Here is a 21,988-nt window from a genome sequence, read left to right as displayed (position 1 = left end):
TGATAGGGAATACCAATATGAATTTCAAGAAAAAACTCGAAGAGCATTTTAAGCAGTTTGAGGCATCCCCTGTGTTATTTGTTGGCTCCGGAGTGTCTCGTCGTTACCTTGGTGTGCCATGTTGGCAAGACCTTTTGAAGCATTTTGCTGAGGCGATTGGGGAAAATCATATAAAATTAAAAACAAAATCTAATGGTGACTTACCCGAATATGCACAATTATTAGTGTCGGCATACGCTGAGAAATGGTGGGATACTAAAGAAGGACAATTAGCATTAAGTGAAAAAGAACAGGAGAAAATTTTCATTAACGAACAGTCTCCTTTGAAGTTGTCAATATCTAAATATATTGAGAATGCACATAAAAATATTATAGAAAATGATGAGTTAAAACACGAAATTTCTCTTTTTGCGAAAGCAAATATTGATGGGGTTATTACCACAAACTGGGATGTTTTTCTAGAAAGCCTTTTCCCTAAATTTACAACCTTTATAGGCCAGGACGGGTTGATTACTGGCAGGAGTCACGGCATTGCCGAAATATATAAAATACATGGTTGCTGCACTGAGCCTAACTCATTGATTTTAACATCAAGTGACTATGATAAATATAGGAAGAAAAACCCCTACCTATCATCTAAGTTACTAACTATGTTTATAGAGAGGCCTGTTATTTTCTTAGGTTACTCTTTAACAGATGAACATATAGCTGAAATCCTGGAAGATATAGTTAGTTGTTTTCCTGATGCTAGTTTGGATTTTTTACAGAACAAATTATTGTTTGTTGAATGGAAACCTGAACTTGAAGAGGCCGACATTAGTGATTCTGTTATTCATAAAAAAATACCAGTAAAATATGTTCAGGCACCATCTTATAAAGAAATATTTGAAGTGCTGAGTGAAACTAAAAAAAGGATTCCAGCACATTTATTCCGAATGATAAAAGATGAACTTTATGAATTAGTCTTAACTGATGATCCGAAAGGGAAATTATATGTGAGGGACTCAGAGAAGATTGAAGAGGGCGCCAATACAACAGAGTTTGTTGTGGGATATGGTGCTATTTCGATGGTGAAAAAATCAGAATCGATGGCAGCAAAAGGATTGGTTGGGCTGGAGCGTGTAGACCTCATCCGTGAAGTTGTATTCGAAAATGGACATTATGATTGGGAATGCGTTGTTAATGATGTTCTGCCAAATATTTGCAAAGGTAATGCGCGCATTCCTATTTTTCATTTCTTAAATCATGCTAATTTAATTAATCCTGACGGGAGTATAATTAACGAGCCTGAACTTGCAGGTGGTGTTTTATCACGATTAGATATTACTCCTGTAAGTTTTCAGTCTCAAGGTTGGGATAAACGACGTTCTGAAAACGTTCCTGAAGTTAGAGTTGGTGTAAATGAGTTATATCTTGCTTATGATTTCGGTTTTTTTTTGAGGATGATGCCCTATATGGAACCAGGTTTAATTAATCGAGATATGAATGAACTACATAAAATACTGAAAAAGCATATTGATGAAGCGATGAGCATTCAGGCTCTATCAAGTAATTTTTGTAGACTGGTCTGTCTGTATGATTTTATAAAGAATAGCAATAAATTTTAAGAGTTAAGGTTTCACTTATTAAGTGAAACCTTTGACTTATAGATTATAATAGATTTTGAATTTGAAAGTGTTTTTTACTTAATGATGACAGTAATTCTTCCAAATCGTTATGGTTTATTTTTTTCTTAATGCTATCGACTTTTAATTTTATCTTCATAAAAGAAGTCAGTACGTTTTCTGGGGGGATGTTTATTTTAATCTTCCCAACTATATCTTTATTCAGGTTCGCCATCGTAACCCCACGAGACTCTTTCTGTAAAAAGTTCTTAATCGAATCGCTAGATAAATATTCGTTCAAATAAAAAGAAAGTATTTCATTTGGCGTTTTTAATCTAATAAAAAGGCTTCCTGTGCCGCAAAACCATCCATCCTCTTTATCATTAATCAGTGCACAACGACCCATTTCTCCTCTTCGGCCCATTATAATGTCACCTTTTTTTAAATGATATTCTTTTAGTTTGTCATATTTGTGGCGATCTACGCATAGTTTAAAGTTGGGAATGATAATACCATTTTTAATATTTGTAGGGTTAATTAGTGGTATACCATTTTCAACATAATCTTCCTTATGAAGCTGGGTTCCAAATGGTCCAGTTTGGATAAATGCTATGTCTTTTAAATCTTTCAACTCCCAACCATTTAATAAAAAAGTTTCATCATTGAATTTTTTTTGAAACGTAGTTTTTAAAAAGTTATCAGCCAGTTTGTTAGCTTGCTCACGTTTTTTGCATACTCCATCGGATTTATCGAGAATAGCAACGATTCTCTCTTGCTCATATAGTGGAGGAAGAGGCATTTCATGTTGCCAGAAAATACTCATTACAACCCTAGGCATTTTTGCACCAGAGACTTGGGTAGATACCCACTCGACAAATGGCTTTGAACGCAGGTAGTAGGATAAATATTTTTTATTTAATCTCTTCTGGTCCGGCTTCATTGGCACTAATTCAGTAGTTGCGATACCCAACTCATCCGGGACAACTACTTTATTTAAATAAGGGCGTAATTTTGAGTACAGAACATGTTCATTATTGAAAAAATGAGTAGATGGGCCTGCACTTGATAAAGGTTGTTTAACTTTATCAATGATTTTTCCTGTATTGGATTCAACTTGATCAAGATTTAACTGCCAAACCAGTTCATCTTCGTCCAAATTAACATTTTTAATTGGAATTGCAGGTGCTACATCCCCTAACTTCACCATCGGCCAACTCACAGCATCCCCTCCAGCTCATCCAGATCCGCCAGAATCTCTTTTTCCAGATCTTTTAATCGCTTCAGTATCACCTTCGGATCTTCATACTCTTCCGCCTGATACACCACTTCTTTATAACGATTAATAGAGAGGTCGTATTTCTGCGCAGCAATATCTTCTTTTGGTACAACAAACGCCGCCTGAGTGCGATCTTTAAAATCAACGTCAGCATCAATCCCTTCTGGGTACTGCTGTTTCAGCAACGAGGCTAATTTCTCGCCCATAAAGTTATCAACCGGTAGCCCGCGTAAAGTACGGTAATGCTTCCAGCTTGCCAGTAGATGCGGCAGATCGTTGTCTTTTATCGGGTTGCGCTTGTCATCCAGGCTGTAGCCGTCATTTTGTAGATCGTAGAACCAGACCTCATCCGTCTGACCGCCTTTGGTGAAGATCAGGATCGCCGTCGCCACGCCAGCGTAAGGTTTAAATACGCCGGAAGGCAGATTGATCACCGCTTCCAGTTGGTTATCTTCCACCAGCGTTTTACGCAGTGACTGGTGCGCCTTACTGGAGCCAAACAGCACGCCCTGCGGCACGATAGTGGCACTGCGTCCGCCAACTTTCAGCATTTGCAGAATACGTGCCAGGAACAGCAGCTCGGTTTTCTTGGTTTTCACCATTGCCGACAGCGTGGAGTCGATATCTTCCTCATCCAGTGAACCGGTAAACGGCGGGTTCGCCAGAATCAGGTTGAAGGCGTTTTTACTGGCCTGCGGGAAGTTAGTGCTGAAACTCTGGCTCATTGTGTCCTGATAGTGAATATCAGGCGCTTCCACGCCGTGCATAATCAGGTTCATGGCAGCGATACGCAGCATGGTGGTATCAAAATCGTAACCGTGGAACATATTGTTATCCACATGGTTACGCCATGGCGTCAGCAGATCGCCGGTAAAGATTTTTTGTTCTTCCAGCTCGCCACGCTCGTTGGTGCCAATCTCAGTATGAATGGATTCCAGCGAGCTGTACTTCTCCAGCAGATATTCATAGCTGGTCGCCAGAAAGCCACCGGTGCCACAGGCCGGATCGCAAATCGTCTCGTCGCGGGCGGGATTCGGCTCCATCATTTCAACCATCGTGCGGATAATGTGGCGCGGTGTGCGGAACTGACCGTTGATCCCGGCAGTGGTCAGCTTGCTTAACAGGTATTCGTAAAGGTCGCCTTTGGTATCGCCGCGATCCAATGGCAGGTTTTTGATCACCTCAACCGCTTTGGTTAGCAATGACGGCTTAACAATCTCCAGACGGGCATCTTTCATAAAGTTGCCCAGCAGCGTTACCTTCGACGCATCGGCCTGGCCGAGCTGACGAAAATGCTGGAATACGCCATCGCGCACCACTTCCATCATCTCATCCGAGCCAAGATTGCTATAGTGACTGAAACGGAACTCCTGCTGTTCTGGCGTAAAACGCGGTTTAAAATCAATACCCGCGATTTGTTTACGCTTCTCGTCACGTTGTTCCTGAGTATCCAGCATCCGGGAATACATTAGATAGGTGATCTGTTCGATTACGGTCAGCGGGTTGGTGATACCACCCACCCAGAAATCTTCCCATAGTCCGTCGATTTTACTTTTTAAGTCACCGGTGATCATTGTTAGCGTTTATATCCTGTTTTAAATACAAAAGCCCCGCTGCCGGGGCTTGTCATGCGTGTATTATACCGTCGCTGCGTCGGTCACAACACCCAGCTCTTCGACTATCTTTTGCAAGCGGGCGATCTGCTCTATATCAGGGAACACACCGGTAACGCCTTCGTTGTGGATATGCGTAAAAGGCTGTTCAAAGAGCTGCCGCATTTCAATGGTGCCGTAATCGCGAATGTGGTTTTTCAGCAATGACAGGAAGCGCAGTTGTTGGCTGGTCAGACTGTTATCAGCGGCGAACTGAGCAAAGCGCACTTCCACCGCGTCGCTGTCCATCCCGATGATGGTACGCAAAAGTTTATCCAGGCTGGCAGTTGCCTGCGGATAGAACTCTTTCAGCGCACGAATATCAACGTTGGGGTTCTGGATCAGCACAAGCTTCGCCAGCTCATCCAGCTCGTTTTGCGTGACTGGCTCGCCGTTGCGGATTTTCTTCAGCACCGGATTTTGCTGGAACAGCGGCTCCAGTGCCCCCTGAACCTGCTGGCGATAGAGTTTGAAATCAATCGAGCGGATATTAGTTTTGCGGGTTTCTGTCTGGATGAGGTTCGCATCTTCGGTAATATCCACCTGTATCGAACCAAATTTTGGCGTCGCGTCTTTTTCCATCAGGTGCATGATCCCACGCAGATGAATGCGAATATCCTCCAGCTCTTCCAGGCTGGCTTGCTTCCACCAGCCTAGATCACGAAGCTGATTGATTCGTTGTCCCTGTTGCTGCACCTGCGCCAAATGCGGCGGCAGGCGCTCCACTTTTTCGACGATGACCGGCCAGAGCACATCCAGCTCTTCCGGGTTGGTATAACGGGCAGTTTGCGCCGCCAGAATATCCATATCAAAGCGTATGGCATCGCTTTGTCCGCGCACGTCCAGCCACTGCATCAGCGGGGCCAGAACAGATAGCAGATCCTGCTGTGTTTTCGGAGAAAGCTGGCGCAGCACCTTTTCATCACTGTACTGCGCTTTTTGCTGCCACTTTTCCTGTACGGCAATCGACTTTTCATCCAGCGCGTTGATCTGCTCGCGGAGCTGGTGAGCGACTAAATCCACCGCCTGTTTGTCGAACTTACGCTGTGCAGCAGCCCCCAGCATAACCCACGCTTCGAAGCGTTTTTGCGCCAGCGATTTTGTAGCTGTTACTTCGGCCTCTTCGGTATGCAGTTCGTGATACTCAAAGTTGCCCCAGTGATCGAAAATACGGAATTTCTGTTTATCCAGCGGCTTGCCGTTTTCATCGTTGCCGTAAAGCCCCGAGCAGAGGCGTGTACCACGGCCAATCATCTGCCAGAACTTCACTTTCGATTTGACCGGTTTGGCAAAGACCAGATTCACAATCTCCGGGACATCAATACCGGTATCGAGCATGTCAACAGAGATAGCGATGGTCAGCTCTTTATTGGTGCTTTCATCCAGCCCTTTAAAATCGTCAATCAGTTGCTCGGCGCGGGGATCGTAGTTGTCGATGACCTGGCAGAAACGTCCGGCAAACTGCGGGTACATGTCGTCGAACAATTCATTCAACAGCAGCGCGTGTTTGTGGTTACGGGCGAAAATGATGGTTTTACCTGGCAGTTGGCCGTCCCGATCTTTCAGGCCATTTTCCATCAGGTTACGCAGGATATAGCGGTTGGTGTCTTTGTTGTAGATCGCCTCATCCAGTGCCTTGCCATCAAATTCCAGCGTATTGGGGTCGATACCCTGTTCTTCCAGCTCACGGATTTGTGCGTCGCTTAATTTCTCCCGTTTAATGCCTTCGCGCAGGAATTCCGTGGTGTGCGTAACGACTTCATAAGGCACCAGATTGTTATCGGCGATAGCATCTTCCAGGCTGTAGTTGGCGGTAGGGATGCGTCCTTCACAACCAAACAGACCGAAAGTGGTTTTGCTCACCATGTCGATCGGCGTGGCCGTCAGGCCAATCTGGAGGGCATCAAAATACTTAAATAGATCGCCGTAGACGTTGTAGATAGAGCGGTGGGATTCATCGGCGATGATCAGATCGAAATAACCGACATCGAAATGGTCCATGATTTTCATCATGCCCGGATAGGTAGCGATGTAGATTCTGGCATTCTGTCTGTCTGCTTTCTTTGATTTCCCGACCACATACAGCGGCTCATTGGTGAACTGATTGAAGGCATTCGCCGCCTGTTTACGCAGCTCTTTACGGTCGCAAAGAAACAGGACGCGTTTTACCCAGCGAGCATCAATCATCAGTTTGCTTAGTGCAATTGCCACGCGGGTTTTGCCTGTACCAGTGGCCTGTACAATTAACGATTGTCGGTACTTGTTGGTAAACCGTTCGCTGACGCGGGCGATGGTTTCAAGCTGATACAAACGTCCGGCAACGGCCTTACCTTCGTTGTCTTTGACATGCGGCACACTATTCAGCGGCAGACGGGTTTCACGCTGCTGAATAAGATATTGCAGGCTTTCCTTGCAATAGAAGCCAAATACCCGGCGCGGAGGATAGCCATGAGTTTTATGGTCGTCCCATAGCCAGATATCGTAGCCGTTGGTGCAGAAGATGACCGGACGCTGACCATATTCTTTTTCCAGCCAGTCTGCATACAACCGGGCCTGAATTCGTCCTTGTTCGGCATTGACGCTGGTTTTTTTGGCTTCCACTACCGCCAGCGGTTTGTGCGCCTCATCCCACAAGATATAATCCGCATAACCGTCGCCGGTTGCGGTAGGTTGTTCTTTAACTGGATGTTCCTGCGTAACCTGATCGGTGTTGTTAAGCTCTTCCCCTACATTCCAGTCAGCAGCAAGCAGGCGGGAGTCAATCAGGCGGCGGCGGGTTTCCGCTTCATCAATAGAAAGAATGTCGACAATATGCTGGTTGCGAGCTCTGGCTTCATTCAGGCGCTGAGTAAGGTGTTCGGCCTTTTCCTGCTCTTGCTGTAGTGCACGTTGTAATGCCAGTTCGCGCTCACGGCTTTCATCTTGAGCCCTGATTGCATCTTCCAGACGTTTTTCATCAGCACGTCCTGAAGATTGTGTTAATGGTGGGAGAGAGAATTTGGGGCAGTCATCAACATTCCCGTGGGCATAGCGAACATACAGCCAAACCCCCAGTAAATATGCTTCCTTAAGCAGCCAGTAAGTATCTTTAGCTTTGATACGTCCGCCGTGCGCGGCGCGGTTACCGTGGATACGTAGCGCATCCATTTTCATGATGATGGCTTCCGGCATCATGCTGGCGAAGACATCGGCGTTCATTAAATCATACAGATTCGCTTTGATACCTTCCGGCAGTCGCTCCTGACGATATAACCAACGCACCATCAATTCGGTGTAGTTACGCAGTTTCACCAGACAGCTTTCTGGATCGGTGTGAACATAACGTTCCGCCATTAATCCCAGCTCAGCCAGTTCCGGCCACTGGCTGCGCAACATTTCAAAATTGAGAGACTGCTCCATCAATCATCGCCTTATGTCGTGGATACAACAGGAATTCTGGAAAGAATATCACACTAATTTAGCTGGCAAAGTGAGCCCGATGACATATGGCAGGAATGAATAGACTGGTGGAGAAGTTATCTCTATGGCAAAGAGAGGAAAAGCTAACTTATTAAGTTTAAAAGGCTAATAACGCGTAAAAACCACATACTCATCCATCAGCTTCGTCAGCGCCGCATTTTTCTCCTGTCGTTGCCCCAGCCAGAAGCAAATTTCCACATGATTCATCCGCTTCAGGTTCTCCAGCCAATCGGTCATCGAAGCCCCCTGCATCAAATCGTGCCAGCACAGCCAGATCAGCTTATGACGAATCTCACGCGCCTTAAATCGCGCGGAAAGGCTGATCAACTTATTGGCTATGCGGCTTTGCTTCAATCTGACACACTCACTCAGTAAAACCCCTTCCATCCCGGCATGGGTGAACAGAAGTTCATTTTCGGTTTCAAGACTTATTTGCAAATCGTTTTGGATAGTCAACGGTTCTGGTCGTGCTTTACCATAAATAATCCGGTAGAGGCATTGCGGCACGACCGCAACCACTGCGCCAGTCTCAGGAAAATGTAACGTTGAGAGCGTAAGAAGATGGCTTGATTGAATATCCGGATGGCACATGCCGTTTCGGACTGCGATATTGGTTAAATCGGCCAACCAGCGTTGGTAGGTGTTAAGTAAATAGTCGTAACGGGCAATGGTTTCTTTCATCGGTAAAGAATCCTTCATCTCTGTAAAACAGACAGCCAGAAACCTCCGCAGCAGGCGGATCGTTAAGCTGGCTGGGAAATATGTGGCAAACACCGGAAAGCGTTACTGACGAGATTGAGCGATACGCTCCTGTAGCCATGCTTCCACTTCACTCTGTAGCCATCGTGAACTTCGCCCCAATTTGATAGGTTTGGGGAATATGCCACCTTTGATGAGTCGGTAAATCCACTTATCACTGACCCCCAGCAGGCGGGTGATGAAAGCCATATCAACAAAGCGATCTTCAAGTAGGGTTGGTTTAACTGTCATGATTTGATTCTCCGGTAGCTAAATGGAAACCGAAGTCGGGGTTATTCTGCTGCCCGCTCCGGCATAGCAACCGGTGCTGCTGTTAAAAACTAACAAAACTTTCTTGGTCTACCCTGCCTTGCAGGCGAGGGAACCTCATTACATCCCCAAATTAGATAACCATATTTTTGGTCTTCTTTTGTTAGATAACTGGCTATACGTCTGAGACTGTTTATGGCTTCGTTATTGTGATATTCAACAACATTGTTAATGTTGTCCTGATGATATTCCTTTGGTTTGCATCGCTGGTATTTTCCCTCGCCATAAGTAATTTGATGCCACAGTTCTCCTGCCTGTGAAATGAATGGGAATGATTTCTGATGTTCCCGGCCATTAAGATAAAAAATAGCATGGGCATGAACTGCCCCTTCTGATGTCCATTCCAGTACCCAGAAGCTACCGATAACGCCAGGAAGGCTGATCATTGCCTGAGTAAGCTCTCTGAGGTCATCTTGTATTTCTATCGAGGAGTTACGAATGAATCGATTCGTACCACGCTGATAATCAAAATCCATTCGAAACGCCAGTATCTTGGCGTGACATGCCAGGATCTGATTGAGATGGTGATTAATCAAATTCAGCAGGAAGTCGTTAGGGATGATTTTCTTTAAATGTGGGTAATGTCTTTGCATTGCTCTGTTCCTTTGGATGAATTCAAAGGAACTAGTGCATCTGTTTTTTCTGTCAAGCAGGGTTCAATCACTTATGACGGATATGTATCATCCCGAGGTTGGGATGTTAGATGTCTATCAATTGGGATCTACTCTCTATAATACCAATTAACCTTAATTATTAATTTTATGAACTTACTCTTGGCTATTAAGACTTTTTATCATCCTCCGTACTCTATTCTCCCTTGTATAATAAGAGGTAACCTACTGGACCATTCCGATAATAACTATACAGGTGCGTTGGTTGCGCCCACCCGCTCCAGTCACATAGTTATCTATGCTCCTGGGGACTCGCGGGCTGGTCATCGTCCTGTAACTCTAAATCGATTGGGTGTAGATAGCCACTGGTATGTGCAGACGATGATGCAGGGTACATGATTCATCAATTTCTTAAACTGTAAGCATGTGATAGGCTTTTTTAACAGCTACGGACAAGCCTTTCCTGGATTTTTTCATTACCATTTTATTACCTATTGATTATCATTTGGTTACTGTTTTATTATCCTTTAATTACTTCAATGATGAGTGTGTAGAAGGTACGATGAAAGGACGATTTAGCTCAGATTCAGATTACGATAGTCGCTTATGCGGCTACATCAGTCAGGCGTTGAAAAGCCAGTCCATTACATTCACGAGCCATTTAATGAAATCAGGGGTGGACAATTGGATAAGGTTTCTACATAAAGAAATACCCGAAATTAATACCGACATTGATGTTGAACAAACAAAATTATTACTGGATAACATAGTTAGTTCCGCATTAGAAAATGTATATAAATTCAGTGATTTCTCTTGGATTGAGGACAGTGACCGGGCTTGTTACTGGATGTGGTGTAACATTTACACAATGCCTGCGCTCTTTTTTTCACCACCTATTAAGAAACCAGGCGTAACTCCTTATATTTTTTTGGGCTGTGATCCCCTCCCTGGAAATAGCAGGGCACGATTCTTTAATATTGTGAATTTTTTTGATCGATGGATTAACCCTCAAGGCAAACGTAGATTTTTAAATGAAATGAGAAATTCTTACAGACAGATTACTTGTAAAAAAAACGCACTATCATTTCTGTCGCCCAAGAAAAAAGATGATTGTCTGTGGGCATGGAATTATCTTAGTGAAAGAAAAATGATTGGTGAATACATTACGCCCATAATGGATAACCCACATGACGTTTATCTGGCTGTCAATGCAGCATTTGATATATGGTGTACTTCCACTGTTTTACTTGATGAAACCATTATTAATTTTAGTAAAAAGATAAAGAATGCATATGCTCAGAGGAATTTCAAATTATCTGGGAAAAATAAAAAAGACAAAGTCAAGAATACGGTTCTTGCCATTTTGACGCCTGAATTACAAAAAAAATTGTCTGATTTATCACAAGCCAGTGAAATGACCCGGCAAGAGATGTTAGAGTTATGCATTAATTCTGCATATTTAAAACTTCCGAAGAATATCAGAAGCATTTAAAAATATTTCAGACAGATATTATCACAATGATCATCCCCGAAAGCTCGCCTGAATTATAGACATTAAGGCGAGTTTCTTTTATTTGTCTGAGGTTATTTGATGAAGATACATGAAGGTTTGCAAGATATCACGCAGTCTGTGGCTGTTCTTCCTGATTTTATTAGAAAACAAATACTTTCGAATATTAGCAGGCTTGCGGATTATGAGCCAGTGATCGGCATTATGGGTAAGACCGGAGCCGGAAAATCCAGCCTGTGTAATGCGCTTTTTGCCGGGAACGTTTCGCCGGTCAGTGATGTTGCAGCCTGTACCCGTAAACCGCTACGCTTCCGTTTTCAGGTGGGTGAGCACTTTATGACCATCGTGGATCTGCCCGGTGTCGGTGAAAGTGAAAGGCACGATGAAGAATATGCTGCGCTTTACAGCGAACAGCTTCCCCGGCTGGACCTGGTGCTGTGGTTGATTAAGGCCGATGACCGGGCGCTGGCAGTGGATGAACATTTTTACCGGGAGGTGATTGGTGAGGCATACCGGCATAAGGTGTTGTTTGTTATCAGTCAGTCGGATAAGGCCGAACCCACCAGCGGTGGTGAAAAGCTGTCTACAGAGCAGAAACAGAATATCAGCCGCAAAATCTGCCTGTTACATGAACTGTTCCAGCCGGTAAACCCGGTTTGTGCGGTGTCAGTACGTCTGCAATGGGGGCTTCGGGTAATGGCTGAAAGGATGATCCGTTGCCTGCCACGCGAGGCCAGCAGCCCGGTAGCGGTACAGCTCAGTGCCCCGCTTCGTACCGATGCCATTAATAAAAAAGCCCGTGACGATTTTGGGGAAACGGTCGGCTCGGTACTGGATACAGTAAGTTCCCTACCCCTGATACCAGCCCCGGTTCGGACCATCATTCAGGCTGTACGCGATACCGTGGTGTCGGTCGCCCGGGCCGTCTGGAATTTCTTCTTCTGAATATTGCCACTTAATCCGTCGTTTCCTGAGCCCTGCCGCCATTTGAGCGACAGGGCTTTTTTGTCTTTATTTTCCATCATGAGGAGTCTGCTTATGACCCGTCTGGCTTCGCGCTTTGGCGCAGCAAACCTTATTCGCCGTGACCGCCCGCTAACCCGTGAAGAGTTGTGTCGGGTGGTGCCCAGCGTGTTCAGTGAGGAGAAGCATGCGTCACGCAGCACACGGTATACCTGGATACCAACCATTACTGTTCTTGAAAATCTGCAGCGAGAGGGTTTTCAGCCGTTCTTTGCCTGTCAGACTCGCGTTCGTGACCCAGGGCGCCGTGAACATACCAAGCACATGCTGCGTCTGCGGCGTGAGGGGCAGATTACCGGTAAGCAGGTGCCGGAAATTATTCTGCTCAACTCCCATGATGGCACCAGCTCGTATCAGATGCTGCCGGGATTATTCCGTGCGGTATGCCAGAACGGGCTCGTCTGCGGTGAGTCGTTTGGCGAGGTGCGGGTACCGCACAAAGGCGATGTGGTGAGTCAGGTGATTGAGGGAGCCTATGAGGTACTGGGGATTTTTGACCGTGTAGAAGAGAAACGGGATGCCATGCAGTCGTTGATGCTGCCGCCCTCTGCACAACAGGCTCTGGCACAGGCTGCACTGACGTACCGTTTCGGGGAGGACCACCAGCCGGTTGCGCCGTCACAGGTACTCTCCCCGCGTCGCTGGCAGGATGAGAGTAACGACCTGTGGACCACGTATCAGCGTATTCAGGAGAACCTGATTAAGGGCGGGCTCAGTGGACGGAGTGCAAAAGGCGGACGAACGCATACCCGTGCAGTGCGCGGTATCGACGGCGACGTTAAGCTCAACCGGGCACTGTGGGTGATGGCTGAAGCGATGCTGAGTGGGTTTCAGTCCTGAGCTTGTTATCAGCATGTTAGGAAAGGACACTCCCTGTCCGTTTTACCTCCTCTGGATTGAGTGTTTTTTCACCGTATTTCACGATGTGCCGCGTCGGGCCTGCTTCCGGTGGCAGATAAAAAATAGTTCATTCCATGTCCATACCCTGTCCTCCCCCCTCTTTAGAATCATTTCATATTCAGTCAGTTAACTATTACGGAGATTTAAGATGACACAGGCAGAGCGCCGTCATGACCGGCTGGCTGTCAGGCTGTCACTGATAATCAGCCGCCTGGTTGCAGGTGAAACGCTGAACATGACGCGGCTTGCTGCAGAGTTTGGAGTGTCAGTCCGTACCCTGCGACGGGATTTTCGTGAACGGCTGATGTACCTCGACCTTGAGTATCGACGGGGGCAATGCCGCCTGCGCAGCACCGGTGGGGGCGTACAGGGGGAGCTCGATGCGCTGACCTTCGCGCACCGGGCCGGACTGGCTGATATTTTTCCGGGGCTGGACCGGCGTCTGGCGGGCATGCTGCTCACTGCAGGAGGGATGCCGTGTCTGGTATGGCAGCCGCCACAGTCTGTGTCACCGACCAGCTCACTGGTCTTCTACCGTCTCGTCAGTGCCATTACCGCCTGCCAGCGGGTACTGCTGCTGGCCGAGGGAGAGCGCTGTGACGGGTTGGCCCCATACCGCCTGATATCACTCGACGGCTGCTGGTACCTCACTGGTGAACTTAACGGGTATATCACCGTGCATCCTCTGACGACCATCCATGCGGTGACAGTCCTCAATACCACTTTTATCCCGAAAAAACGTCTCAGCCAGTTAACCACACAGTCGGGCTTTATCCGGGCACTTCCGCACTTCGACTGTATCCGTGAAGTTCTGTCACAGGCTGCCGATAATGTGGAATCGGGCTAGGCTTCGGTTTAATGACCTCTGTTAACAAGGAAAAAAACAATGGCCTAGTTTTACGAGAAAAATAGCGTACGTCACGACGGTGTGACTGAAGACGATATCACCGGACGCATACAACGCAGTGAGCTGACCGTATCCACGCTGGTATGGCGGTAGGGAATGACGGAGTGGCAACAGCTTTCCACCACGCCACTGATGGCCGCCCTAGCACAGTGCAACACACCTCCGGCATGGCATTTGAGTAGGCGTCTAGCGCCGTATCGGGTGGGCGGTACTGGTTTATCACACGCTGCTCAACATCGCCAAGGGTTACCTGCAAAGGAGGAATACATGGGATTCTGGGATACTGCCGGGAAACTCGCCAAAAACGTCGCTAAAGACGCGCTCGACAGTTCCCGGGAAATGAAGGCGATTCATGACCGCCTAGATGGTCAGAGCAGTACCGCGTTGAAGAAAATTGTCGCGGATGACGGTTACTTCAGCGGCGCAACAGAAATGGAAAAACGCCTTGCACGAAAAACTTTACGTGACCGTGGCGAGAGTTAATCACTGTACAGGGCCTGATATGGCCCTTTTTTTATTTCAGGAGTTTGATAATGAAAAGAAAATATTTCCCTGCCAGCGTGAAATGGGGTTGGTTGGTACTATCTGCAGCATTGGTAGCACCTACCATCGCCCACGCCGATTTCAAAACTGCGATGGACGCTAAAAACTGTCAGCCGCAAGCGAACAATTGTCCGTACCCAGCCGACCTAATGAAGACTGACCCGGAGTTCAAGAAGTCTATTGAAACCGCCATGTCCTGGAATGGACTGGTTGGTTTGCTGGGGCAGGAGGGAGCACTCAATGGCCCACAGGGGCCATTGGAGCCGTTGAAAATCGACGGGAAAGATTATCTGAAAGGTTCGATGTGTGCTGACGGAGATTGTGGCGATCACAACCTGATCTTCCTGTACGAACTCGACCACGGGAACTTCATCGGATTTTACACTAACCGTAACGACGGACAGTGGGTAAATACCCCGAGTGACGGGGAAGCGAAGGTACTGCGTTCCCTGGTCAAAGGAGAAGTGACGCCGGCACAAAACAGCACGACAGCTTCCGCTACTCCAGCTCCGACAGCCGCCCCAGCGAAGGCAGCACCAAAGACCATCTGGGAAGTCACTGGTGATGACGGTAGAACGCTGGGCGATGTTTGTGGTGGTAATAAACAGACGTGTACGGTTGTGGGCAGTACCAAACATATCGTGGCCATCTGGAACCACCAGTCTCTGAACGGGTGTGCTTTCGGTGATATCTACATGGTTGACAAAGATGAATTGTTTTGGAAACAGTACGATACCGGAACTTGTAGTCCGAATGCTTGGATACGCAAAGGCTCTATGAACAACGGCCAATACTGGACTGTTGATGTTGGTGTAGGCAGTGAAGTTGTGATGCAGTACCCGGTCGAGTATTGGTCACTGGTACGCGACTTCACCGGTAAGGATCGTCCGTCCTGGGAAAAAGCAAAACAAGCGGCTAAGCAGTAGCGTTATCGTTACAACACGAAACATACCAAATCCCCCCTCTTTCTGTCCCCTGTCGCTTCTGCGCCAGGGGTTTTTACTTTTTAAGGTGCAACAAAATGCCTGAATTTGTTTTGCTGCCGCCCGGGCCATTCACCCGGGAGCAGGCAGAAGCTGTCGCCACAGCTTACCGCAACATCGCTATTGAAGATGACCAGGACAGCCATTTTCGGCTGGTGGTTCACGATAGCGAAGGAAGTATGGTCTGGCGAGCCTGGAGCTTTGAGCCTGACGCCGGTGCAGGGATTAACCCGTATCTCCGGCAGTACAGCATCCGGCGATAGCCGTCACCCTGCAAATTTCTTACGTATTTCACCCAGCGTCACACGCCATCAACATCTCTTTATTCCCCGATACGCCAGCCACAACCGCTGGCGTTTTTATTAATGGAGAACACCATGACCTCCCTGACTCAGCCTGTATTTACCCCGGCTAATGAGCCGCAACTTACCCTTACTGTCGCCGACGTCCCCGATGCGCTGCGTATTCATTTCTGGCCGCAGCATTTTGGCACCATTCCACAGTGGCTAATGCTGGAGCCGCGCATCTTTGCCTGGATGGACCGCTTCTGCGCGGATTACAGTGGCGGTATCTGGCAGTTTTACACGCTGAGCAATGGCGGTGCGTTTATGGCTCCTGATGCTGAAGGTGACGATAAATGGCATCTGTTCAACGGCATGAACGGCAATGGTGCGGAAATGAGCGCAGAAGCCGCAGGTATTGCTGTCTGCCTGATTGAATACAGCCACCATGCCTGCCGTACCGAATGCGATGCCATGACGGAGCACTATTACCGTCTGCGGGACTACGCCCTGCAGCATCCAGAAGCCCACGCCATTCTGCGTATCATTGACTGACCAGAGGAACAACGAATGAAACAGCTTTCCTTTTTACCCGGCGAGATGACGCCACAGGACCGGCGTCTCATTCAGCGGGCGCTCAGGGCTCTGGAGCGGCACCTGCATGAGCCAGGGGTATCCTTCACCTCCACTCATGCCGTTCGGGAGTGGTTGCGACTACATATGGCCGCACTTGAGCGGGAAGAGTTTAGGGTGCTGTATCTGGATAATCAGAACCAGCTTATCGCCCATGAGACCCTCTTTAGTGGCACGATTAACCGCACCGAGGTCTATCCCCGGGAAGTGGTAAAACGTGCACTGCACTTCAATGCGGCGGCGGTGATACTGGCGCATAACCATCCTTCCGGCGAGACGATGCCCAGCCAAGCTGACAAAGCCCTCACGCAGCGACTGGTTCAGGTACTTCAACTGGTGGATATCCGTATCCCTGACCATCTGATTGTCGGCGGCAGGCAAATCTATTCGTTCGCGGAACACGGTCTTCTGTGAGGTATTAAATGAAAATTATCAGTAAACGCCGGGCAATGACGATATACCGCCAGCATCCTGAGTCCCGAATCTTTCGCTACTGCACCGGCAAATACCAGTGGCACGGTAGCGTCTGTCATTACACAGGCAGGGACGTTCCGGATATCACTGGAGTCCTGGCTGTGTACGCCGAACGCCGCCAGGACCGTAACGGGCCTTACGCCTGCCTGATGAGTATCACCCTGAACTGACAATAAAGAGGTTATAAATGAGCAACACCACATGGGGCCTGCAGCGGGATATTACACCGCGCATGGGGGCACGTCTGGTACAGGAGGGCAACCGGCTGCACTATCTGGCTGACCGGGCCAGTATCACCAGTAAGTTTAGTGATGCCGAATGCCAGAAGTTGGATATCGCATTTCCGCATTTTATCAGTCAGATGGAATCGATGCTGACCACTGGTGAAATGAATCCTCGGCATGCCCATTGCGTCACCCTGTACCACAACGGTTATACCTGCGAAGCCGATACTCTTGGCAGTTGCGGCTACGTATACATCGCTGTTTATCCCACTCAACGCTAACTTAATTTCACGAGAACAAGCATGAAAACTCTACCTGCTACAATTTCGCGGGCGGCGAAGCCCTGTCTGTCGACCGTTGCAGTCTGGCAAATGCTACTGACACGCCTGCTGGAGCAACACTATGGCCTGACGCTGAACGACACACCATTCAGTGATGTAACCGTTATTCAGGAGCATATCAACGCCGGTATTACGCTGGCTGATGCCGTTAACTTTCTGGTGGAAAAGTACGAACTGGTTCGTATCGATCGCAGAAGTTTTAACTGTCAGGAGCAATCACCTTATATTCGGGCGGTAGATATTTTACGGGCAAGACAGGCAACTGGCCTGTTGCGACAAAGCCGTAACAACGCAGTACGGTGAATATTGCGTACAACCTTCCCGATTTGCACTTCCGATCTTTCTCCCTTGTTTACATATTGCATAATGCGGCTGCCACTACCCGGCAGCCGCGTTTGCTTTTTGCGGATAAAATATCATGCAAACTGAAGCTGAAGTATTAACCGGTCATAGCGAACTGATTTGCTCGACTAGTATTGAACGTATAGTGACAGGCCGCGATACAGCACTAAAACAGATCGAACAACTCATTCAGCAAATTGATGCCATTTCACGGCTGACCTCAGAAATAGGCGGTGGTACAGCGCAAGACTGGGCGATGAAAGCCGGGCACCGTTACGACAGTTGGCTGACTGAAAATACTGATAGAGCGCTACCTGCCGTCACCCACAATATTGACCGCAGTATCTGGCGCGATTTGATGCTGAAGTCCGGCATGATGGCCTTGATGGATGCGCAGGCTCGTGACCAGTGGCATAAGAACTTGGAGGAGGGCGATCTTCCTGCTATCAGCGAGGCGAATATCCTCAGCACCTTTGAGCAGCTACATCTGAATAAAATGGACGTCTTCGAACGCAGCATCATTAACGTGTTCAAAGGCCTGTCGTGGGATTACAAAACCAACAGTCCCTGCAGCTTCGGTAAGAAGATTATCGTCAACAATCTGGTGAAGCATGACCGATGGGGCTACAGCCTGAACTGGGGCTGGCGGCGCGATCAGTTAGCCGATCTGGAACGTATGCTGTATTTGCTGGATGGTAAAACCATCCCTGATAACCGGCACGATATCTCCATTCGGTTCATGGATTTTGTTCGCGATAATCCACATCAACAGGTCTTCGAGGATGATTTCTTTAGCATTCGTTATTTTCAGAAAGGCAGCGGACATATCACGTTTAAACGCCTTGATCTGGTGGAGAGGATGAATGATATCGTGGCAAAACATTTTCCTGGAGCGCTACCTGCAAGATAACCTGAGTAGATTATGGGTTTCTGGCATAATCATTGCGGCCAAGAACTCTCAACAGGCTACTACGTAACCTGTAAGTCTAATTTACAAGTTCAGCAGGGAGAGCATCGCCAGACGCTGGCAAACTGAATATGCGAAACTTCAGTTGTTCGGTTTTACCAAACAACTCGGCGTTAAACAGAAGCCGGAGGCGAAAAGGATATTGCCGCTTTACTACAGGCCAAAAAGTAGCTCTGGATGCCTCTGCTCTCCACAAGCAAAATCATTTGGGGGTGCTTATGGGGGTTACTCACTTATCCAACACAAAATGGCAATTTTAAATCAATGAGTTAAGTATCAAATGCGACTCCTGTGATCTCCGCCAATTAGCCTCTCCTGAGCTCCCTCGAAGTCAACAAAACCCCTGTAATACCTGATAAAAAAAGAGAAATAACCCTAGTATCTGCGTCGGTAGAGGATGTACGTAACGGTGATAATAGTCTGATTTGCAAAGGCGCAGTGGAAGAGATGCTGATGGTGACAAGGTGGTCGCGCTGAATGAAACCGTCGTGAGTTACTGCTGGCGAAAACGAAAGATTACAACGCGCAAGGATTCCGGGTGTTGCTGGTGGCGACCCGCAAACTGGATGATTCAGCGCTGCACCTGCCACTCAGCACGGGTGATGAACAGGGGCATAGGTACACGGCATGGTTTAAAAGTTGTACTGGCAACCCTCATTTCTCTTTCGCTCTTTGCCACCCCGGCACTGGCGAATCCAGGCAATGGGAACGGCAATGGTAATAGTGGCAACCATGGCAATAATAGTGATAATCACGGAAATAAAGGGAATGCGCAGAAAGGCAATGCGGGTCAGAAAAATAACGCATCATCCGATCACCGTAAAAAATATGGCAAACCGGATCATGTCGATTCTGATATCAGTTTTTCGGCTGCCCGACATTTGGCGGTGAATTATGGCCTGGCGGGGTGTGGCTCCTTACCACCAGGCATTGCGAAAAAAACGGTTCCGGCATCGATGTTGGGGCAACGACCTTATTATCCTGGCTATGAATGGAAAATAGTAAGGAATGATTTCGTTCTTATTGCACTGAGCACCTCAGTAGTGACCGCAATTATCAATGGCGTGTTTGATTAATTGATTAACAAGCTGGGGAATTTCCCCAGCTTTTATTATGCTATCTCAATAATAAGTAAACGTCACCGGTAAACTGGCTGTGTAATTACCTGCCGGTATGTTCCCTGTATGTGGAGACACTCTGGCCAATAAGGAGCCATCAAATTGCTTTTGGCTCACAAGAAACGGTGCTTTACTCAGCTCGACCGGCTTCCCGAATTCTACGGCTCCTCCACCTTTCTTCCATGACAAGGTAATATCAACCTTATTATTTGACGTGCTGAGTTTCGAATTACTGCCCCCTGCCAGGGTAACTTCAAATTTGGTGATATCACTGGCACAGTCAATCACAATGGGAACTTCAACGTTACTATCACCTAATAAGGCACCTGAAGTTGTGATCAGCGGAAGTTGCACGGTTTCAGGCAGGCCAAGTCCTTTATTGATTTGGCACTGAGGATTAGTGACCTGCATTGCAATGGGGAGACTTACGCTTGCCTTTTGTGCGGCCTGGTTATTAAACGCCGTTAATGTGCTTAACAGTCCCGCCAGCAATGGGAAAAAAAGACATCTCCTGTCAATCATAGGTCACCTCGACAGTCAGACTGGTGGAAATATTCCCTGCCTGGAGCGTTTCACCCGGAATTTGTTTAGGCAACAGCTGAAACTGACCAAGCGTTTCATTTTTGTTACTTGATGCAGTTGGGAGCGCAAAAGGCTTATTTAATTCTAGCGACTTAAAATCTGTGCCGGCTGGATCTTTCCATGACAACGCAAGCCCAACGCCGGATAACCCCGTATTCATCAGGTTAGTGCTGCTCTTGGAAACGCCAGCAGCAGGCGAGAATTTTAGTGAGATCCCGGTTGCGGGCCAACTGCAAGCAATATTCAAATCAACTGTCTGTGGTGTAGTTGCGTTGTTTTCAAGTTGGCTTACACTCACTTGCTGAAAATTAATATTTGCAGGTGATAGTGTTACCGCGCATGTATTTAATGCTATTTCTGCATTAATAGTTACTTTCTTCGGTATTGTTACTGCAAATCCTTTACAACAAGGGAGCATTATCAAGAACAGATATAAACACCACCTTTGCATACAGCCACCAATTATCTATAAACAAGAGAAACATTTAAATAAGTAGATACAGCACCGGAAGGTAGTGGCGTAGAAGGCATAACTTGTACGTCATAATAGACTCTACCAGATGTATCTGAGGCCGATGGGGAAACCATTGGCCATAATGTGTTAAGAGGAATAGTGCGATTGGAATAAGAAGGTGTGCTTATTTTAAAAATTAAATTATTCCCACTCTTGTCTTTGGCACTAAATGTGCCTTGGGAAGCATCTATTGTGTGTTCTGGTTCATACTTGATATATACACCATTTACTGCACCTTTATTTTTACAGGAATAATCTAAGTAGAAATCCTTTTTAATATTTCCGTTATTAATATCTGGCGGGGATAAGCGTCCAAAGTTTAAGTTCTCAGTAGATAAAGACATCGTACAGGTACCTTGATTATATATATTCATTTGTCTCCCCTTTTCAATAACGGAACCAACATTGATAGTTGGGCTATTGTCTAAAACTCCCAACCCGAAACTTGGAGAGGGTATCATTACACTTCGCTGATCATCTACATGATAGTTTTTCCAATATGCTGAACCTATGAGTAATTTAGCTGATCCAATGGTTGTTCCATTAGGCCACTTAGCTTTTTGATCCCAAGGTGTACTCTTTGTCGTCGTCGAGCGTATCTTATTATTCTCGCAGACCATTCCAGTTAATTTCCATTCCGCGCCGGTCACTCCATCTATTGAGATGGTACTACTATCCTTACATTGTAGCCCATCATTTAACCTCATTATCATTCGGCTAATCCCTGTAACTCCATCCATGTAATCGGCGTCACAATACATATCACCATTAATGGTAGCTATAAGCTCCCCTGCATAGTAACTATCCACGGAGGTATAATAACCTGATGCTAAATATTCTGAACCTGCACTTCCTAAATTCCATACGATGCCGAGTCCTGTCCCACAATTTTTTGCACTGGCAGGATGTATCAATAATGAAAATGGTATCAGGAGAGATATAAAAAATTTAAGCATATAGATATCCCATCTACTAA

General features: G+C 47.0%; 24 protein-coding genes and 1 pseudogene. 16 read left to right on the top strand and 9 right to left on the bottom strand.

Features of this window, described 5'->3' with window-relative positions:
- The first annotated feature begins 17 nt into the window (after positions 1-17).
- Positions 18-1,607 carry an SIR2 family protein gene (locus tag HV311_RS00405; protein WP_032250632.1) on the top strand — a complete coding sequence of 530 codons (1,590 nt, stop codon included), beginning with the start codon at positions 18-20 and terminating at the stop codon, positions 1,605-1,607.
- A 43-nt stretch (positions 1,608-1,650) separates the two neighbouring features.
- Here HV311_RS00405 and HV311_RS00400 read toward each other — a convergent pair whose 3' ends face one another.
- From HV311_RS00400 to HV311_RS00375, 6 genes are all read right to left on the bottom strand, one after another.
- Positions 1,651-2,823 (bottom strand): restriction endonuclease subunit S, encoded by a 1,173-nt coding sequence (locus HV311_RS00400; RefSeq protein WP_032250633.1) that lies wholly within the window; start codon positions 2,821-2,823, stop codon positions 1,651-1,653.
- Positions 2,820-4,454, bottom strand: coding sequence for a type I restriction-modification system subunit M (locus HV311_RS00395; RefSeq protein WP_032250300.1), 1,635 nt, complete (start codon positions 4,452-4,454; stop codon positions 2,820-2,822). The genes HV311_RS00400 and HV311_RS00395 overlap by 4 nt, the downstream gene beginning before the upstream one ends.
- A 63-nt stretch (positions 4,455-4,517) precedes the next feature.
- A complete protein-coding gene (locus tag HV311_RS00390) occupies positions 4,518-7,931 on the bottom strand; it encodes a DEAD/DEAH box helicase family protein (RefSeq protein WP_039026319.1) in 3,414 nt (1,137 codons plus the stop codon).
- 165 nt (positions 7,932-8,096) lie between these two features.
- A complete protein-coding gene (locus HV311_RS00385; RefSeq protein WP_039026318.1) occupies positions 8,097-8,672 on the bottom strand; it encodes a hypothetical protein in 576 nt (191 codons plus the stop codon).
- A 102-nt stretch (positions 8,673-8,774) separates the two neighbouring features.
- Positions 8,775-8,981: a helix-turn-helix transcriptional regulator gene (locus HV311_RS00380; protein ID WP_039026317.1), complete on the bottom strand. Its 207-nt coding sequence runs from the start codon at positions 8,979-8,981 to the stop codon at positions 8,775-8,777.
- Between the two features lie 89 nt (positions 8,982-9,070).
- Positions 9,071-9,652 carry a rolling circle replication-associated protein gene (locus HV311_RS00375; RefSeq protein WP_039026316.1) on the bottom strand — a complete coding sequence of 194 codons (582 nt, stop codon included), beginning with the start codon at positions 9,650-9,652 and terminating at the stop codon, positions 9,071-9,073.
- Between the two features lie 580 nt (positions 9,653-10,232).
- Between HV311_RS00375 and HV311_RS00370 the strand changes: the two genes are divergently transcribed.
- The 15 genes and pseudogenes from HV311_RS00370 to HV311_RS00305 all read left to right on the top strand — a co-directional run bounded on the left by HV311_RS00370 (position 10,233) and on the right by HV311_RS00305 (position 19,874).
- On the top strand, positions 10,233-11,162 hold the full coding sequence (locus HV311_RS00370) for a hypothetical protein (RefSeq protein ID WP_073528237.1): 930 nt from the start codon (positions 10,233-10,235) through the stop codon (positions 11,160-11,162).
- Between the two features lie 99 nt (positions 11,163-11,261).
- Entirely contained in the window at positions 11,262-12,125 is an 864-nt protein-coding gene (locus tag HV311_RS00365) for a GTPase family protein (RefSeq protein ID WP_039026314.1), read from the top strand.
- 93 nt (positions 12,126-12,218) lie between these two features.
- Positions 12,219-13,043, top strand: coding sequence for a DUF932 domain-containing protein (locus HV311_RS00360; RefSeq protein WP_039026313.1), 825 nt, complete (start codon positions 12,219-12,221; stop codon positions 13,041-13,043).
- A gap of 208 nt (positions 13,044-13,251) precedes the next feature.
- Positions 13,252-13,950: a DeoR family transcriptional regulator gene (locus tag HV311_RS00355; RefSeq protein WP_039026312.1), complete on the top strand. Its 699-nt coding sequence runs from the start codon at positions 13,252-13,254 to the stop codon at positions 13,948-13,950.
- A gap of 327 nt (positions 13,951-14,277) precedes the next feature.
- Positions 14,278-14,493: a hypothetical protein gene (locus HV311_RS00350; protein ID WP_039026311.1), complete on the top strand. Its 216-nt coding sequence runs from the start codon at positions 14,278-14,280 to the stop codon at positions 14,491-14,493.
- Positions 14,494-14,543: 50 nt separating this feature from the next.
- The gene (locus tag HV311_RS00345) at positions 14,544-15,479 is read left to right on the top strand and encodes an Ivy family c-type lysozyme inhibitor (protein ID WP_072038556.1); all 936 of its coding nucleotides are present in this window, start codon (positions 14,544-14,546) and stop codon (positions 15,477-15,479) included.
- A gap of 95 nt (positions 15,480-15,574) precedes the next feature.
- Positions 15,575-15,799 carry a DUF905 domain-containing protein gene (locus HV311_RS00340; protein ID WP_039026310.1) on the top strand — a complete coding sequence of 75 codons (225 nt, stop codon included), beginning with the start codon at positions 15,575-15,577 and terminating at the stop codon, positions 15,797-15,799.
- Between the two features lie 114 nt (positions 15,800-15,913).
- On the top strand, positions 15,914-16,372 hold the full coding sequence (locus tag HV311_RS00335) for an antirestriction protein (protein ID WP_039026309.1): 459 nt from the start codon (positions 15,914-15,916) through the stop codon (positions 16,370-16,372).
- 15 nt (positions 16,373-16,387) lie between these two features.
- On the top strand, positions 16,388-16,864 hold the full coding sequence (locus tag HV311_RS00330; protein WP_039026308.1) for a JAB domain-containing protein: 477 nt from the start codon (positions 16,388-16,390) through the stop codon (positions 16,862-16,864).
- Positions 16,865-16,872: 8 nt separating this feature from the next.
- The gene (locus HV311_RS00325) at positions 16,873-17,094 is read left to right on the top strand and encodes a DUF987 domain-containing protein (protein ID WP_000691995.1); all 222 of its coding nucleotides are present in this window, start codon (positions 16,873-16,875) and stop codon (positions 17,092-17,094) included.
- Between the two features lie 17 nt (positions 17,095-17,111).
- Positions 17,112-17,429, top strand: a complete 318-nt coding sequence (locus HV311_RS00320; RefSeq protein WP_039026307.1) for a type IV toxin-antitoxin system YeeU family antitoxin — start codon at positions 17,112-17,114, stop codon at positions 17,427-17,429.
- A 21-nt stretch (positions 17,430-17,450) separates the two neighbouring features.
- Positions 17,451-17,792, top strand: coding sequence for a TA system toxin CbtA family protein (locus HV311_RS00315; protein ID WP_039026306.1), 342 nt, complete (start codon positions 17,451-17,453; stop codon positions 17,790-17,792).
- Positions 17,793-17,907: 115 nt separating this feature from the next.
- Positions 17,908-18,741, top strand: a complete 834-nt coding sequence (locus tag HV311_RS00310; protein ID WP_039026305.1) for a DUF4942 domain-containing protein — start codon at positions 17,908-17,910, stop codon at positions 18,739-18,741.
- Positions 18,742-19,176: 435 nt separating this feature from the next.
- A pseudogene (locus tag HV311_RS27915) lies at positions 19,177-19,405 on the top strand (hypothetical protein); the annotation flags it as partial.
- 7 nt (positions 19,406-19,412) lie between these two features.
- Positions 19,413-19,874, top strand: coding sequence for an anti-virulence regulator CigR family protein (locus HV311_RS00305; RefSeq protein WP_191221173.1), 462 nt, complete (start codon positions 19,413-19,415; stop codon positions 19,872-19,874).
- Between the two features lie 45 nt (positions 19,875-19,919).
- On the opposite strand, the gene HV311_RS00300 is transcribed toward HV311_RS00305, so the two are convergent.
- The 3 genes from HV311_RS00300 to HV311_RS00290 are packed head-to-tail and all read right to left on the bottom strand — an operon-like array spanning position 19,920 to position 21,968.
- Entirely contained in the window at positions 19,920-20,438 is a 519-nt protein-coding gene (locus HV311_RS00300; RefSeq protein WP_155574567.1) for a fimbrial protein, read from the bottom strand.
- Complete coding sequence (locus HV311_RS00295; protein WP_103767027.1) at positions 20,431-20,949, bottom strand: fimbrial protein; 519 nt, start codon at positions 20,947-20,949, stop codon at positions 20,431-20,433. Before HV311_RS00295 ends, HV311_RS00300 begins: the two co-directional genes overlap by 8 nt.
- 11 nt (positions 20,950-20,960) lie before the next feature.
- Complete coding sequence (locus tag HV311_RS00290; protein WP_181598738.1) at positions 20,961-21,968, bottom strand: fimbrial protein; 1,008 nt, start codon at positions 21,966-21,968, stop codon at positions 20,961-20,963.
- Positions 21,969-21,988: the final 20 nt, after the last annotated feature.

Source organism: Citrobacter sp. RHBSTW-00881 (assembly GCF_013728515.1).
In the GTDB taxonomy this organism is placed as follows: domain Bacteria; phylum Pseudomonadota; class Gammaproteobacteria; order Enterobacterales; family Enterobacteriaceae; genus Citrobacter; species Citrobacter braakii.
This window is presented reverse-complemented; position numbering and strand designations above follow the sequence as displayed.